Below are 16572 nucleotides of genomic sequence, written 5' to 3' on the forward strand. Positions count from 1 at the left end.
TCGCTCGTCCGAAGACTGGACCGGCGGGCCTGAGGCCGCCGGTCGGAGACCTCACCAAGCGTCGCCCTTGAGGGTCGTTAGGTCGGCTTCGAGAAGCTCGAGGTTCTCGGCAGCCGAACCGCTGCCGGACAGCGTGTTATGTGCCGCCGTCCAGAACTTCGAAGACACCTCGTTGTACTTCACCTTGGCGGTCGCCGAAGGACGCGGCACGGCGTCCTGGAAAATGGGTTTCCAGTTCGGCATGAAGGGCTGTGCGGCGGCAATGTCCTTGTCATCGTAAAGGTCGGTCAGCGTCGGCAGGTTGGACAGCTCGACGGCACGCGCCTTTTGGACGTCCTTCGACGCCAGGAATTTGACGAGCGCAATGGCTGCGTCCTGCTTTTCGGAATATTTCGAAACCGCAAGATTCCAGCCGCCAAGCGTCGAGGACGGCTTGTCGCCCGCGGCCGCGACCGGCAGCGTCATGACGTCGAACTTACCCTTCACGGCGCTGTCGGCGCCATTGCCGAGGGAATAGGCATAGGGCCAGTTGCGCATGAAGACGGCGTTGCCGGTCTGCCAGACGCCGCGCGATTCTTCTTCCTGATAGGCGAGCACGCCGGGCGGTGAGATCGTGCCGATCCAGCTCTTGGCGCGGTCAAGCGCTGCTGCCGCCTTCTCGTTGTTGATCGAGATCGTCCCGTCCGGCTCGACGATCTGGCCGCCGCCCGACGACTTCACCCATTCCAGCGCATTGCAGGTCAGTCCTTCATAGGAATTGCCCTGGAACACATAACCCCAGAGATCCTTCTGTCCGGCCTGGCGTTCCTTGTCCTGAACCTCCTTGGCGGTTGCGGCCATCTCGTCCCAGGTCTTCGGCGGCTGCTTGCCGTATTTTTCGAGAAGGTCCTTTCGGTAAAACAGCGCCGGCGCATCGGTAAACAGCGGCAGCGCCACCAGCCGGCCATTGACGGTCTGCGACGCAATAATCGACGGGAAAAACTGGCCGGCCACATCTTTGGTGGCCTCCTTCAGATCGATGAACTGATCGGCAAGCTGCGGCGCCCAGATGACGTCGGTCTGATAGACGTCGATGTCCTTGTTTCCAGCGGCGAGCCACAGGCGATATTGGGAGAACTGCTCGCTGCTCGAGGACGGCATAGTGACGAGCTTGACCTGATTGCCGGTCTCCTTCTCGAAAATTGCGAGTTGCTTGTTGAGGAATTCGACGTTTTTCCCCGTCGTGTTGGCGGCAAATGAAATCTCGGCGGCACGGATCGGACCGGCGACTGCGATGGCGACTGCGAGCGCGGAAAAGCCTAATGCAAACTGTTTCATGATCTCCTCCCAGAAATTGAAATCGATTTGGCTCGTAGAACATTGCAGAAGGCCTTGGCCGCGTCAATACGCCAATTGAACACTTTTCAGTTGCAGATTACGCGAATTCCAACACTATATACACTTTAAAAGAAAACCTATGGCCTTTGCACGCGACGCATCCAGCCGCCAAATTTGAAATCGATTTCAATCATACTTGAATTGGATATTTGCCCGTTGCGTACCGCCAACACATCGTCCATTGATTGCCCAGATAAAGAAGACACCGATGAAACTTCGTGAATTCGCAAAGCAGCTTGGGCTTTCTCCGACGACGGTCAGCCGTGCGCTCAGCGGCTACCCGGAGGTGAGCGAAGCCACGCGCGCCCGGGTTGCAAGCGAAGCAATGCGGCTCGGCTATCGTCCCGACATCAATGCCGTGCGCCTGAAGACCGGACGAGCCGGAGCGATAGGCGTTATGATGGGACGTTCGGGAGAAATTCATTTCGCTGAATTCGTGTCGGGAATGGCGCAGCGCCTGGAAACGGCCGATACGGATATTCTCATCACACCCATCACCGCACACAATGATGACGACGAGATCCAGGCCTATCGACGCCTGGTCGAAAGCCGCCGGGTGGATGCAGTGATCATTCATTCGCCACGCCCCCAGGACCCTCGGATCGAGATGCTGAACAGCCTCGGCGTGCCTTTCCTGGTTCACGGCCGCTCGGAGACCGAGCACGTTCATGCTTGGCTCGACATCGATAATGAAGGTGCCGTGCGCAGGTCCACCGAACACCTGCTCGATCTCGGGCACCGCCGCATCGCCATGATCAATGGCCTCAGGGGCAAGACCTATTCCATCCATCGCGAACAGGGTTTTCGGATTGCCCATCAGGAGCATGGACTCATCGCCGATCCCAACATGATGGTCTGCGATAAATTCTCCGACGAGAGCGGCTTTCGCCATGCCCGCTCCTTCCTCGAGAGAGCGAATGCACCGACCGCCATCGTCGCCGGCTCCACGATGACGGCGCTTGGCGTTTACCGCGCCATCCGCTCGCTTGGGATGACGGTCGGGCGGGACGTCTCCGTTATCGCCCATGACGACGTCTTCCCTTATCTGACGGCCGAAAATATGGTGCCGTCACTCTCGACAACGCGATCCTCCATGCGTGCTGCGGGCACACGTTGCGCCGAGCTGACGCTGCAGCTTATTGCGGGACGCGCCGCCGAGGAGATCCACGAATTATGGCCGGTCGAACTGATCCTCCGAGAAAGCACTGCGGCCCCGCGCTGACAAATGCGGAACTCCGCTTCAGCGGGAGATGGCAACGCGCGCGGCACCTCTCGCACCAGATCTGCGAACAAGCCGGCGATTAGAGTAAGGTTTGCCGGACGGGCCAACCGACTGCGTTGTCGCCGAAGTCCATTAGCCGGCATTTCGCCTTACCCCGCCATTCGCCCTGACGAGCGCCATCAACATCGGGCCGATCGCAAATTCGCCCCTTTCGGTCCTGCGGGTGAGATCGCGAAGATAACCGCCGGGCGAGTTGATATGGCCTCCTCGTTCCAGGATGCAGGCGATCACAGTGGCGGCGTTTTCCGGCCCCATGCCGGCACAGGCTTCCTCATAAGCCGAGGGGCTGACGCCGAGCATCGAGCGCACGACGACGGCGGCCGACATCAGGTCGCGCCAATTGCCGATCGTTCCGCCGGGACCGTAGTCAAGAATGGCGGGGCAGGCCTGCAGGACAAGGCCGAGCGGGAAGGATTTCAGGCTGTGGCCGGCAACAGGATTGGCCGCACCCGGCGTCTTGCCACTCGGTCGGGCGGAAGGTCTCGGCGGTTTCAGCCTTGGCTCATCCGACGGCTCGGTCATCCCGTCGTTGGTTGTCACTGCCTTTTCGCCCTGCTTCGGTTCGAAGCTTGGTTCAAGTTCATTATTGGAGTTGGGGTTTGAATTCTGTTTGTGACGCTCAATTTGAGACTCATTGGCGTCTATTTTTTCTCTTTTAATGTGCTTTTCCAGCAGGTTGACGGCTTCGTCGCGCAGCAGCTCCATCTCGTCGAGCAACGCGGTCAGTTCTTCGATGCCCGCCATCCGCGGAATCCTGGAGACAAGATCGCGAAACATCATCGTCATCTGCTCCCAGTCGCCGGGAACCGCTTCGTCGATGGCCGCCGAAATCAGCTTGGAAATATCGCGCCGGCAGAGCGTCAAGCGTTCTCTCGTCGCCCGGAGCAGCTCCCGGTCGGCGGTCGCCTGGGCCGCGAGGCTTTCAATTTCGACGGCGCGGGCGAGAAGCGGCGCGACACTGAAACCGAAGGCCTCGCCGATCGCCCCTGCCCTGTCGCGGCGGGCATAGCGCTTTCCATTCGGGCTGTCCTTGCGCACAATCAGACCGGCCTCGACCAAGACGGCCAGATGCCGCCGCAGCGTCGCCGGCGTCATGCCGCGAGCGCGCAGCGAAAGCTGTGCATTCGAGGGAAAGACGATCAGGCCTTTCTCCTCGGAGATTTCATCATCGGGATAGAAGGTCAGCAGCGCGTCGAGCACCGTCAGCGCCCGATCGGTCACGCCAAGCGCCGGGCGCGCCTCGCAGATCGCCCGAAACAGCTTCCACTTGCTGCGCTTCATCCCCGGCTCGATCGTCTCGGCCAGCTGCTGGCTTGCCAGCATGCCAAGCGACATCGGCCGCCGCCCAAAGGGCGTCGTCACATATCCACTCTCCATTTGCCTTCACCTTCGTTCAGGCAAAAGAAAACCATCCACCAATTTGGTGCCTAAGACGCTTGACTGTGATTCGTGGAAATGCGATTCTCGATGTGCTTAAGATCTGAGAAGGGCTTCCACGACGGCGTCGTTGGGGGCCTTTTTCTTTTGCGCGCTACGCTCCTCTGTGCTTTTTGAACTCCAGGAACAGGCCCTGCAGCCTTTCCTGGACGAATTGATCGAAGCCGGGCGCGGTCTTGCCGTCGAAGACGAAAGTGGCGCCGGATGCTGTCTTCTTGATCATCACAGGCACGCCGCTGACTTCGGATTTGGCCGCCGCCGGCTTCGGCGCCGGCGTCTTCTTCGTCGCCAAAGCGAACGCCCGGTGAAACCGCTCGTCGCTCGACATCTTGCGGGCGTCGTCCGCGGACAACTCGGCGATGATCTTGCCGATATCGGCGCCTTCGAGCCGCTCTCCGAACTCCAGCCACCGCCGGCGACCGATATCGGGTGCAGCGCCAATGGCGTTGATCAGTTCCAAGGGCACCTGCCGCATGACGATCAGCATTCTCGACAGCGCCGCTTTATCCACGCTGAGAGCGGCCATGATGGTGTCGCGCCCGAAGCCGCGTTCCTCGAGCCGCCACGCGAAGAGCGCGCGCTCGATATAGGAAAGGTTGGTCCGGGCGCTGTTTTCTTGTCCCTGGCTGACAACCAGCTGGCCGTCGGTGAGATCGCGAACCACCGCGCGCACGCGGATGCCGATCTCTCTGGTGGCTGCCAGACGGCGATGGCCGTAGGCAACCTGATAGCGCCCCTTCGTCTCGGGATGCGGACGCACCAGGATCGGAACCTGCTGCCCGTGTTCGCGGATCTGCTCGACAAGCTCGGCCAGTTCGGCCGCGTCGATCGCCAGACGGTCGCTGACGAAGGAAGCGTCGATCAGGCCGGGATCAAGCTCGACGATCATCTGGCCCGCCGCAAGCTGCCGTTCCAGCTCGCTCGCCCGTTCCATTTTCTCGGTGATGTTGCCGAGCGTCTTGGTAATGCCGCCGACCGGCGCGCCGACACGCTCCTGCGGCACGAAGCCGGCGATCGGACGATTGTCGCGTGGCGCGACCGCTTCCACCCTTGCCGGGCTCGGAGCGGAGATTTCGATGAGATTCTTGCGCGCCATTTCTATCTCCTTCCCCAGGTGGAGCGAATATGCGCTTCGATCTCGCCATTCACGAGGTTCAGCGACTCCAGCGCCCGGTCATAGGTTCCGCGCGTGAATTGCGACCGCTCGACCTCATAGAGGGTCTGCTTGGTGACGCCGGCGTCGGAGACCGCCGTCGATTTCACCATGGCGTTGTGGAGCATGCGATTGCCGAAGATCGCCCGCATGAAGCCGGTCATCTGGCTCTGCGGGCCGTCATTCGGCTCGAACCGCGTCACGAGATAGCGCATCCAGTCGTAGCTGGTGCGGCCGCCGGCCTTCTCGACGACCGACATCAGCTCGCTCGTCATCGTCAGGAACTGCGACATCGACATGACGTCGAGCATCTGCGGGTGGACCGTGATCAAAACGGAGGTTGCGGCGCAGAGCGCCGACATCGTCAGGAATCCCAGCTGCGGCGGGCAGTCGATGACGACGACATCATAAAGGCTTTCTATCTCCGTCAACACCTCGCCGATACGGGCAAAGAACATCGTCTCCGCCGTCCCCGACGCCATCGCCTTCGGCGTCTCGTGCTCGAATTCCATCAATTCGAGATTTCCCGGAATGAGATGCAGATTGGGCGTGTAGGTGGCGCGCACGATATCCGCGATCGGGCGTGGTGCCTCGTATCGGATCGCCCCGTAAATCGTCTCGCCTTCGCCGACGTCGAACTCTGGCTGATGGCCGAACAAGGCAGATAAGGACGCCTGCGGATCGAGGTCGACGGCAAGCACGCGATAGCCGCGGAGAGCCATGAACTGCGCCAGATGTGCCGCCGTGGTGGTCTTGCCCGAGCCGCCCTTGAAATTCATGACGGAGACGATCTGGAGCTTTTCTCCAGGCCTGCGGGCCGGCACATATTTCGGCGTCCCGTTTCGCTCGTCGAGAACTCGGCGGATCCGGTCCATGTCGATTGCGCTGTAAAGCCGACGTCCGTTTGCGAGCGGATCGGGCCCGTGGCCATCCGCAGCGACCTGCCTGAGATAACCTTCACCGATGCCGATGAAGGCTGCGGCTTCCGCCGGCGAGAAGGTCCTGATCGTCTTCTGGGAAAGCGGCGGAAAGATTTTCGCCTGATGCTGCTGAAGTTGATAGGACAACTCCTTCGCATCTGTTGCCAGAAGCGACGGGAGATGCTCTTGATCGTCTTGAAGAGCAAGACTCGGCTGCATGATCGTTTTCCCAGGTAACTGCGCAATTTTGAACGAAAGCGCTTCAGTTGCGCAGTTACTATATGCCGCGATTCGTGACCGAATTACAAATGCTTAACCAAACCACGCCTCGACGCACACCAAACGGGTTCCGGAACCCGGCAAATGCGCGGACGGATCGGCGGGTGATTCGCATCCGTGCGAGGGCTGAAGGGCAAGGCCTATGCCATCGGTTATGCACATGAAATTCATGAAATTTTTGCGAGGCCGCAGGCGGAATGGAAAGGCCCGCGCCGACTACTGCCCGTCGTCCTTCAGATAGTTGTTGCCGTTGATCACCAGAAGTCCATCCGAACCCTTGTCCGGCTCGAAAATGCTCAGGCTCTCCGTCTTACCGGTCGCGTCGGTCAGATCGAGGCGATAGCCGGAAAGCCTATAACGGCCGCTGGAGCCGGGCCGATCGCCTGACGCGGTCACACCCGTCCGCGACTCGCCGATTTCGTTCGTCATTGAGGCGCCGGACCAGCGGCTGCGTTCGAAAGTGCCGTTGTTACGCAGTGTCAGCGTATTGCTGGAGGCAACCGATCCCGACGAGGTCGCAGTCATGCCGCTTGAAGCGAAGTTGTAGACCCATTCGCCGTCAAGCGTGGCGCCATCCTCGAACGGCGGCACCGCACGATACTCGTCTTCGTCGATCACCAGGTCGTCGCCTTTTTTGGAAAATGGCTTCGTCTCGATCTCGATCGTGCCGTAGGCGGAGGTGACGCTGCGCGTTTCGATCGATCCGGCGGAGGAGAAGAAGCCGCCGCCGGTGAGTTTATAAAGGCCGCAGTCGGAGGGGTTTTCCGTGCAGTGCTCGGTCATGCTGCGGCCGCCCTTCGGCAGTTCCGTGCTGAACAGGCCCTTCGGATCGAACATGGTGATCTCGCTATCGGAATAGAAATCCACGCCGCCGAAGAGATTCGGGCGGACACCGGTATCGAGATGGGTGAAGACGCCGTCGAGCCCGCCGTCGTCGCTCGCGGGAGCGAGATCGAAATCCTTGTCCGAAGGGTCAAGCTTCACCGAACGCACGAGAGCCTCGAACTCGGCCTCGGCGCTTTGGCTTCTGTCGCCTCCGAGGTTCAAGAGCACGAGCTGCAGATAGGCCTGCCGCTCGTCATTGGCGATGCCGACGACGATCTGGCTGATGCTGACATTCTTCTGCTGGACGCAGCAGCGTTCCTCCACGCGGATATCGTGGCCGTTTATCGTGACGCCATAATACTTAATCAGGATATCTTCCTTCGCCATCTCGGGCAGCGTTGCGACAAAGGTCTTCACCCCGGCCGGAAGGGAATTGCGCCCTCCCGCAAGCGGCTTGGATATCTGGATCAGAGCGCTGCCGCGCTTGTCATCCCCGGTGTCGGCAAAATCCTTCTGCAGCATGAAAAGATCGCCCTTGCCGGCCTTCCTCCAGCCAGAAGCATCATCGGGCAGCGTCACCGTCAGCCCGCCAATATCGGCGGGCGCGGCAAACGCCTGCGGGCAGGAGAATAGGCAGAGGAGGACAACAACGAGTTCCAAGATCGATTTGATCCCACCAATCCGCTCGATGTCCCTATTGCCCATGCGCCCCTCCCCTGCCGTTTCGGCGACCGCCGGCGGGATTTGGAGCTGGACCGGAGCTTTTCAACCCTGGGCTTCATGAAGATTTATTGAATGTGCCGCATGCCGCAAAGCGCCGGCTAAAAATCGGGCGATATCAATTTCAGCGAGGGGAAATAACTGCGGTAGCGCCCGACATCCCGCGTCAAGAGCGGCAGTTGCTGCACGGCTGCGTGAGCGCCGATGAAGAAATCGGGCAGCACACCGGTGCGTGATCCGCCTGCCTTCCGATATTGCGTGAAGACTTTACCGGCAAGGAACAGGGCGGCCTTCGGCATCGGCGCCATCTCGAGGCCGGCCTCCTCGATAAAAGCTTCCAAAGCTTCGATCCTGTCGTAGCGCACCGCAAGTTCGGCATAGATGACGTCGTTGACCAGCAAGGGGCCTTCTATGCTCGCCGTCTCGAGCTGGGCTATCGACCAGTCTGCCCGTTCCGGGTCGTCCGTCACGAGATCCAGAAGAACATTGGTATCGATAAGCGTCACGGTTCGCCGCGCGTCAACGCCATGATGGCATCTGTATCGAGGCCTTGTCCGGCATGGCCGCGCAGCTTCTCGAAGCGGCTGGCCGGGCGTTTCTTGTCGGCGCGCACGAGAACCACGCTGCCATCGGCAGCGCGATGAAAATCGACCTTGCTGCCGGGAACGATGCCGAGCATGTCCCGGACCGGCTTCGGAATGGTTACCTGCCCCTTCGCAGTAACGGTCGTGGCCATTCTGGCACCTCTGTAATACTCTCTTTTCGAAGGGTATTACCTCGCGCTGCAAATTTCAAGCCGGCCGTTAGGCGGCCATCGATTGGAAAAGCCAGTCGGAGACAGTCTGGCTCGCCGTGCGGGCGCCGGCACCGGGAAGCAGTACATCGCCGGTCAATTCGACGTCGAAATAGGAAACGGACGGATCGGTCGTCACCGGCCGTTGGTCTTCGTTGGCGGCGAGATAGATCCGCGCGATCTCGTCGATGCCGAACTGTTCCGGGCCGCCGATCTCGACAATATCGCCGACGGGAGCTCCCGCTGCCAGTTCCATCAGAAACGTGGCGACGTCACCGGCCGCGACCGGCCTCATCGCCGCCGGCGGCAACCGAAGGACGTCGCCATCGGCACCGATATCGATCAACCCGTTGATGAATTCGTAAAACTGCGTCGAGCGGAGGATCGTATAGGGTCGGCCGGAAGCACGGATGAGATTTTCCTGCACCATTTTGGCGCGGAAATAATCGCTTTCGACGAGGTAGGGCGTGCCGACGACGGAAAGCGCGAGATAATGCCTGACGTTGGCTCCGGCCGCAGCGGCTAGCAGGTTCTTCGTCGATGTCCTGAAGAAATCAAACGCCGAACTGTCGCCGAATGATGCGGCATTGGTGACATCGATGACGATTTCGTTCCCCGCCATCGCCGCTTCGAAGCCCCTGCCCGTCACCGTATCGACGCCAAGCGATAAGGATGCGGCCGTGACATCGTGGCCTGCCCGGCGCAACTTCGCCGTGAGTTGCGTTCCGACAACGCCGCTTGCCCCCGCTACCATGATCTTCATATCGGCACCTCTCTATCTCAGCCCAATGGCCGCGCTTGGGCCGACAATGACCGGAAGGTGAGAGACCTTCCATCGTGCCTGAGGTCCGGCGTCCTAGCCCTTGGGCATAGGGGAGCCAGCCTCCGGTATAGGGTGCGCCATCGGATAAAGCGGACTCCCGCATCCCTCTTCGCTCCAATATCCGGCTACATCCCCGCGCAATGCATGGGTTTCCATGAGTTGCGGTTGTGGTGTTACAGGATTAGCGTTCGATTATGAGCTCGCCGGCCCCAAAATCAAAAACAACCACCGCAAATGCTGACGACCCCGCGGTTATTTCCGTCCGGCAGGAGCAGCTGATGATGAGCGTCTGGTCGCACCGTCCGAAGCTTTTGCATCTGGGCCTCTTTGTTGCGGCTTATGTGCTTGCCTGCGGCTTTGCTCAATCTCTGGCGATCGTGCCCGGAACCGGCATTTCCATCTGGCCGGCGAGCGGGCTTTTCATCGCGACGCTTATTCTCAGCTCCGGCTACAGCTGGCCGTGGTGGGTGCTGGGCGGCTGCCTGGCGGAGATGTTCAGCAATGACTTGTGGTTTCACAGCCCACCAGTCGCCGCCTTTCTGATTTATGTCGGCAACGCCCTGGAAGCGCTGGTAGGAGCCTGGCTCGTGAACCGCGTCCTGACACGGCCGGTGCGGCTGGAAAGCCTGCAGGAAGTCCTTGCTTTCGTCGCGCTGGGCGCCGGGGTTGCGCCGATCGTCAGCGCGACTGTGGGAAGTGCGACGCTTGCCTGGTTCAGCATCCTGTCGCAATCCTTCTTGACGGCATGGCCTCTGTGGTGGATCGGCGATGCCACTGGCGTCCTCATCGTGGCGCCGCTGGCGCTGGTCGTGCTCCACAACTGGCGGGGCAGACCGCAACTTTCGACCACACAGTGGATGGAAGCCTGCGTTCTCGGCCTGATATTTCTAGCCATTGCCGCTCTTTCGCTGAGTGGCTACCTGCCTTTCGCCTATATCATCATGCCGCCGCTTCTGTGGGCCGCGGTCCGCTTCGAGTTCAAGGGCGCGGCGGTGTCACTCGTGCTGCTGGCGCTGATAACGGCAATCTTCACGATAACGGGCGCCAGCCAATTCGCAGGCGATCCGGAGGCCCAGAAACACAAGCAGATCATGCTGCAGCTTTTTCTGGCCATCTCGGCGCTTTCGGCGCTCATTGTCGCCGCCATATCCCGCCAGCATCAACTGGCAGTGCTTTCGCTGCGCCAAAGCGTGGAGGCATTGCGCGAGCGGGAACGCGAGCTCTCACAACTCGTCGACATGGTCCCGGCCCAGATCAGACGGCTGACACCGACAGGCGAGCCTGTCTTCTTCAACAAGCGCCTGATCGACTTCTTCGGCCTCGACGTCGGCGACATGGATCAGCCGGGCGTGAGCCGTCTGTCGGCCGTCATTCATACCCTGGTTCATCCCGATGATGCACCGAGGCTGCTTCAGACGGTTCACCGCTCTCTCGTCAGCGGCGATCCCTTCTCGATCAAATACCGCATGCGCCGCTTCGACGGAGCCTATCGCTGGGTCGACGGCCGCGCCGAGCCGCTGCGGGACCAGAACGGCACGATCACGCAATGGTACGTCATCTCAGTCGATATCGACGATGAGATGCGCGCGCAGGAGGCGTTGCGCGAGCGCGAGCGCGAGCTCTCGCAACTGGTGGACATGGTTCCGAGCCTGCTCTGGCGGCTCGATCCGGACGGCACGCCGACCTTCTTCAACCAGCGCCTGATCGATTTCCTCGGTCTCGATATCATCGATATGGAAACGCCGGGCGTGAGCCGGCTTGCGGCCCTGATCGAGGCCGCCGTCCATCCTGACGATGCCGCCGGCCTTACCGAAGCACTCCACCATTCCCTCGCCACCGGCGAACGCTTCTCCAAGCAATATCGCCTGCGGCGCGCCGATGGCGTCTATCGCTGGGTCAGAGGCAGCGCCGAGCCGCTGAGGGACGAGAACGGGCGGATCATTCAATGGTACGGCCTGACGCATGACATCGACGATCAATTGCGCATCGAGGAGGAGCTGCGCGAGAGGGAACGATCGCTCTGGCAGATCGTCGAAACCCTGCCGGCAATGATCGATTGCGCGGCTCCGGATGGGGAACCGGTATACCGTAATCCTCAGCTCCGCGATTTCCTTGGATATAAGCTCGAGGAGCTTGATGGAACGGGAAAAACCCGGCTGGACGGCACCCTCGATGCCGGCGTTCATCCCGACGACGTGGCGAGCGTCAAACTGGATTATGCCCATTCATTGCGCACCGGCGAGCCCTATGCGCGCCGGCATCGTCTGCGGCGGTTCGATGGCGAATATCGCTGGGTCGAGACACGCGCTGCGCCGATGCGCAATGCCGAGGGCGTCATCGTCCAGTGGAATGTCATCTGCCTCGATATCGACGGCGAAGTTCGGGCGGAGGAAGATCTGCGTCAGGCGCGAGAGGGCCTTGCGCGGGCGAGCCAGGTGGCGAGCCTTGCCGAGCTTTCGGCCTCGATCGCCCACGAGGTGAACCAGCCGCTCGCCGCCGTCGTCGCAAACTCGCATGCCTGCCAGCGCTGGCTGATGGCCGATCCTCCGAATATGGAGCGAGCGCAGAGGACGGTCGAGCGCATCATCCGCGACGCCAACTCGGCGGCGGAGGTCGTCAGCCGTATCCGCGCCCTGTTCAAACAATCCGCAGACAGGAGGGTTCATACGGCGCTTTCAGGAGTCATCAACGAGGCGCGCAACCTGATGGCGGACGAAGCGGTGCGCCGGCGCGCCCGGATCGAGGTCGCGGTCGATGGCAACCTTCCGCTCATCGCCGTCGATCGCATCCAGATCCAGCAGGTTCTGATCAATCTCATCCGCAACGGCATCGAGGCGATGGACTCCATTGCCGGCGACAAGGTGATCGAGATGCGCGTGCACCATGTGGGCAATGCCATCCAGACCGAAATCAGCGATCGCGGCCGGGGGATCGAGTTTCCGGAGAAGATGTTCGAGCCGTTCTTCACGACCAAGGAACACGGCATGGGCATGGGTCTGGCGATCTGCCGCTCGATCGTCGAGCTGCATGGCGGACGATTGTGGGCAGAGAAGAACAATCCGCACGGAGCAACGTTGATCTTCACCTTGCCGATAGAAACGAAGGCGGCATCATGACGGCCGATGACCATATCGTCTTCATCGTCGATGACGATGAACGCATCCGCGAAGCCCTCGGCGAACTGCTGGATTCGCACGGCATGCGCGCCGTTGCCTTTGAATCGGCCGGCGACTATGTGAGAGCCGACAAGCCCGATGTGCCCGCCTGCCTCATCCTCGATATCGAGCTGCCCGACATCAACGGCCTCGATCTGCAGAGGCAGATCGCCGACAGGGACCATCCGCCGATCGTCTTCATCACCGGGCATGGCGACATTCCCTCCTCCGTGCGCGCGATCAAGCATGGTGCAGTGGATTTTCTGACCAAACCGTTCAGTGACGCTGACCTCTTGAAGGCAATCCATGCGGCACTCGCCGAGGATCGGGAAAAGCGATCGGGACGCGCCGAGCTCGACATGCTGAAACGACACTATCTCGACCTGACGCCGCGCGAGCGGGAGGTGCTGCCGCTCGTGGTCAGCGGTCTTCTCAACAAGCAGGCGGCAGCCGAACTCGGGATCAGCGAAGTCACCCTGCAGATCCATCGAAGAAATGTGATGCAGAAGATGGCGGCGGCCTCGCTCGCCGATCTCGTGCGGATCGCGGAGAAACTGGAAATACCGATTACCCACTCGCGCCGGGTGGGGGGGAATTGAACATGAACGAGACAAGACATGTCGTCGCAATTGTTGATGACGATCCAAGACTGCTGGAATCGATGGGCGACCTTCTGGAATCGGCCGGTTACGTGGCCCGCGGTTTCCCGTCGGCGGGCTCGCTGCTCGTCAGCGGGCTGTCGGACCTCGACCTGCTCATCACCGATATTGGAATGCCTGGCATCGACGGCTTCGAGCTTCGTGACCTGGTGAGAAAATCGCGTCCCGACTTGCCGGTGTTCCTGATCACGGGCCGCCACGAGATCGCCGATCAAGGCCGCGCTCAGGGAGGCGGCGGATTCTTCCGCAAGCCCTTCGATGCGCAGGCCCTGCTGACGGCTATCGCCAATGCTTTACGTCAATCGAGAGATGGAGGGTGACATGAGAGTTGACCAGCCGTTGCTGCGGAGATCGGCGCCGTTATCATTGCAGTGCAGATATCAAGAGGACCAGCCGCTCGTCATTATCGTCGATGACGACGCATCGGTGCGCGAGGCCCTGTCCGAGCTGATCCTGTCGGCGGGTTTTCAGCCGGTCAGTTTTGCCTCGACCCGAGAATTGCTTGACGCCGACATATTGGAAAACCCCGGCTGCCTGATCCTCGATGTGCGCATGCCGGGGGCAAGCGGCCTTCACCTGCAGAGCCAACTGGCCGAGAACGGCATTTCCAAGCCGATCATTTTTCTGACCGGCCACGGCGACATTCCGATGACCGTCCAGGCAATGAAGGCGGGTGCCGTGGATTTTCTCACCAAGCCGGTGCGGGATCAAACGCTGCTCGACGCGGTCACTGCGGCCATTGCGATGGATGCCGAACGACGGGCCGAAGCCGCAATCGCCAAGCGCAATGTCAAACGCCTGGAGACGTTGACACAGCGCGAGCGCGAAGTTCTGCACGAAGTGGCGCGCGGACGCCTCAACAAGCAGATCGCCTTCGATCTCGGCATCAGCGAAGTGACGGTCAAGCTGCATCGAAGCAATGTGATGCACAAGATGGAGGCTGCCTCGATCGGTGAACTGATCCGGGCCTGGGAAACGCTGCCGGCGCAAATGCGGCAGGCCGGCTCACGTTAGCTCTGCCTGGCGCTGTCCAATGAAGCCGAATACCGGCCTCACACACGATCCGCCTGTCCATTTCATGCGCGTCGTATCCGATTCGCGTTGAAAAAGACGCCGCGGAGCCGGCAATGGGTTTCGGCTTCGCACCCATGCGTTATCTCTAAATTAAAGCTCAAGGATATGACCTCATGTCCGGCTTGATTCCATAAGGAGATCGCGCCTGAACAATCGATCGTCAGCCACGCCTTCCCCAAAAACCAACGCCTTCGACATCGAAGCAACCTTCTTGTCGGCCATGGGGAACGCCAAACGACTCCACATTCTGCATCTGTTGACCGAGGGAGAAGTGTCGGTGACAGATCTGGCGGATGAAGTGGGATTGAGCCAATCTTCGACTTCCCAGCATTTGGCAATTCTTCGAGAACACGGACTCGTGCAGACGCGAAGGGCTGCCCAGACGATCTATTATTCCCTTCAATCCGACACCGCGAGGACAATGCTCGATACGCTCGCCGATATCTTCGGATCGCGCCGTCACTCCGCGGGAGAACGCGTCCGAGCCGGGCAGCTGACGAAATGACCATGTTGCTCTTGCCGCTCAATCCCTGATGAACGTTTGATGTACGCCTCCTAGACCAGGGTGTGGTTACGCCTCCATTACGAATGGAGATAATGAACCACATCAGCAACGGAAGGGTCAGGAGAAGGCGATCATGGACGTCTATGAGGCAGTCACAAGCCGACGGTCGGTGCGTGGATTCAAAGACAAGCCTGTGGCGAGGGACACACTCGAGCGCGTGCTGTCCGCCGCCGCTTGGTCGCCGTCAGGATCGAACATCCAGCCGTGGAACACTTACGTGATGACCGGCGCGTCGCTGGCCGAACTCAAGACATCAGCCATCGAGCGCGTGGCCCACGGCGACCCCTGGGACAAGCGGCAGTACGAGATGTACCCGGCCGCGCTCAAGTCCCCGTACGGAGAGCGCCGATCCGCCTTCGGCAGGGAGCGCTACAGCGCTCTCGGCATTACCCGCGAGGACTGGGAGGCGCGCCAGCGGGCAGCAATCGCCAACTGGAACTGCTTCGGCGCGCCGGCCGCCCTGTTCTGCTACATCGACCGTGACCTGGGCCCACCCCAATGGGCCGATGTCGGCATGTATCTGCAGACCGTCATGCTGCTGCTGCGCGCCGAAGGACTGCACAGTTGCCCGCAAATGGCATGGTCACAGGTTCGCGAGACGGTTGCGGAAGCCCTGTCACCGCCGGACGGGCTCATCCTCTTCTGCGGCATGTCGATCGGGTACGAGGATCCCGCAGTCACTTTTGCCCGGACGGGCCGCGCGCCCCTCGCCGAGACGGTCACTTTCGTCGACGAGTAATATCTGCGCTCAAGGAACAAGAGACCCCTTCCATGCTTCCTGCGTATGATAGGTCCTGATCATCCGCGATATTGGAGAACGCCATGACCACGCATAAAGTCGGTTATCTCATCGGCAGCCTCGCCAAGGGCTCGATCAATCGCAAGCTCGCCAAGGCGCTGGTGCGGCTCGCCCCGCCGGAACTTGAAATGTCGGAGATATCCTTCAAGGATCTGCCGCTCTACAGTTACGACTATGACGCCGACTACCCTCCGGCCGGCAAGGCATTCAAGGCGGCAATCGCGGCGGTCGACGCCGTGTTGTTCGTCACGCCCGAATATAATCGATCCATACCCGGCGGGTTGAAAAACGCCATCGACTGGGCAAGCCGCCCCTACGGCACCAACTCGTTCACACGCAAGCCGTCAGCGGTCATCGGCACCTCGCCGGGCGCGATCGGCACCGCAATCGCCCAGCAGAATTTGCGCAGCGTGCTCAGTTTCTGCAACTCGCCCCAGATGAACGCCCCGGAAGCCTACATCCAGTTCACACCGGGGCTGATCACCGATGACGGCGAGGTCACGAACGAGGCCACTGCCGACTTCCTGCGCAAGTTCATGCAGGACTTCCACGTCTTCATCGCAAGGGTTCGCTCGGTGCTGCCGAAAGATGCTTAATGCATGGTGCCCGGAAGTGTACAGGGGGTTCCGGGACAACGACATGCATAAAAACAAAGGGTTAAAGCGCGTCGCATCAAATTTGATGCGACGCGCTATAGAGCATAAAAGAAAC

Annotated in this window: 16 protein-coding genes; 8 read left to right on the forward strand and 8 right to left on the reverse strand. The window is 60.6% G+C overall.

Features of this window, described 5'->3' with window-relative positions:
* Positions 1-51 precede the first annotated feature (51 nt).
* Complete coding sequence (locus CO671_RS21900) at positions 52-1317, reverse strand: ABC transporter substrate-binding protein (protein ID WP_097607696.1); 1266 nt, start codon at positions 1315-1317, stop codon at positions 52-54.
* Positions 1318-1585: 268 nt separating this feature from the next.
* On the opposite strand from CO671_RS21900, the gene CO671_RS21905 reads away from it, so the two are divergent.
* Positions 1586-2599 (forward strand): substrate-binding domain-containing protein, encoded by a 1014-nt coding sequence (locus CO671_RS21905; protein WP_097607697.1) that lies wholly within the window; start codon positions 1586-1588, stop codon positions 2597-2599.
* Positions 2600-2731: 132 nt separating this feature from the next.
* Here the strand turns inward: CO671_RS21905 and repC are convergent, their stop codons facing one another.
* The 7 genes from repC to CO671_RS21940 all read right to left on the reverse strand — a co-directional run bounded on the left by repC (position 2732) and on the right by CO671_RS21940 (position 9549).
* Positions 2732-4036, reverse strand: coding sequence for a plasmid replication protein RepC (gene repC / locus CO671_RS21910; protein ID WP_097607698.1), 1305 nt, complete (start codon positions 4034-4036; stop codon positions 2732-2734).
* Between the two features lie 154 nt (positions 4037-4190).
* Positions 4191-5192 carry a plasmid partitioning protein RepB gene (gene repB / locus CO671_RS21915; RefSeq protein WP_097607699.1) on the reverse strand — a complete coding sequence of 334 codons (1002 nt, stop codon included), beginning with the start codon at positions 5190-5192 and terminating at the stop codon, positions 4191-4193.
* A 2-nt stretch (positions 5193-5194) separates the two neighbouring features.
* Positions 5195-6388, reverse strand: a complete 1194-nt coding sequence (gene repA / locus CO671_RS21920; protein ID WP_040112154.1) for a plasmid partitioning protein RepA — start codon at positions 6386-6388, stop codon at positions 5195-5197.
* Between the two features lie 276 nt (positions 6389-6664).
* Entirely contained in the window at positions 6665-7978 is a 1314-nt protein-coding gene (locus tag CO671_RS21925; RefSeq protein ID WP_097607700.1) for a hypothetical protein, read from the reverse strand.
* Between the two features lie 116 nt (positions 7979-8094).
* Positions 8095-8499, reverse strand: coding sequence for a type II toxin-antitoxin system VapC family toxin (locus tag CO671_RS21930; protein WP_097607701.1), 405 nt, complete (start codon positions 8497-8499; stop codon positions 8095-8097).
* Positions 8496-8729 carry an AbrB/MazE/SpoVT family DNA-binding domain-containing protein gene (locus CO671_RS21935; RefSeq protein ID WP_010028283.1) on the reverse strand — a complete coding sequence of 78 codons (234 nt, stop codon included), beginning with the start codon at positions 8727-8729 and terminating at the stop codon, positions 8496-8498. Before CO671_RS21935 ends, CO671_RS21930 begins: the two co-directional genes overlap by 4 nt.
* A gap of 67 nt (positions 8730-8796) precedes the next feature.
* Complete coding sequence (locus CO671_RS21940; RefSeq protein WP_097607702.1) at positions 8797-9549, reverse strand: NAD(P)H-binding protein; 753 nt, start codon at positions 9547-9549, stop codon at positions 8797-8799.
* Positions 9550-9887: 338 nt separating this feature from the next.
* On the opposite strand from CO671_RS21940, the gene CO671_RS21945 reads away from it, so the two are divergent.
* The 7 genes from CO671_RS21945 (at position 9888) to CO671_RS21975 (ending at position 16457) form a co-directional block, all read left to right on the forward strand.
* A complete protein-coding gene (locus tag CO671_RS21945; protein ID WP_097607703.1) occupies positions 9888-12725 on the forward strand; it encodes an MASE1 domain-containing protein in 2838 nt (945 codons plus the stop codon).
* Positions 12722-13363: a response regulator gene (locus CO671_RS21950; RefSeq protein WP_064685592.1), complete on the forward strand. Its 642-nt coding sequence runs from the start codon at positions 12722-12724 to the stop codon at positions 13361-13363. Before CO671_RS21945 ends, CO671_RS21950 begins: the two co-directional genes overlap by 4 nt.
* A gap of 2 nt (positions 13364-13365) precedes the next feature.
* On the forward strand, positions 13366-13743 hold the full coding sequence (locus CO671_RS21955) for a response regulator (RefSeq protein WP_097607704.1): 378 nt from the start codon (positions 13366-13368) through the stop codon (positions 13741-13743).
* A gap of 1 nt (position 13744) precedes the next feature.
* Positions 13745-14437, forward strand: coding sequence for a response regulator transcription factor (locus CO671_RS21960; RefSeq protein ID WP_097580911.1), 693 nt, complete (start codon positions 13745-13747; stop codon positions 14435-14437).
* Between the two features lie 205 nt (positions 14438-14642).
* Positions 14643-15002 (forward strand): metalloregulator ArsR/SmtB family transcription factor, encoded by a 360-nt coding sequence (locus tag CO671_RS21965; RefSeq protein WP_097607705.1) that lies wholly within the window; start codon positions 14643-14645, stop codon positions 15000-15002.
* 133 nt (positions 15003-15135) lie between these two features.
* Positions 15136-15801, forward strand: coding sequence for a nitroreductase (locus CO671_RS21970; RefSeq protein ID WP_097607706.1), 666 nt, complete (start codon positions 15136-15138; stop codon positions 15799-15801).
* 83 nt (positions 15802-15884) lie between these two features.
* Positions 15885-16457 (forward strand): NADPH-dependent FMN reductase, encoded by a 573-nt coding sequence (locus CO671_RS21975; protein ID WP_097607707.1) that lies wholly within the window; start codon positions 15885-15887, stop codon positions 16455-16457.
* Positions 16458-16572 lie beyond the last annotated feature (115 nt).

The sequence above is a fragment of the Rhizobium sp. M10 genome, assembly GCF_002531955.1.
In the GTDB taxonomy this organism is placed as follows: domain Bacteria; phylum Pseudomonadota; class Alphaproteobacteria; order Rhizobiales; family Rhizobiaceae; genus Rhizobium; species Rhizobium etli_C.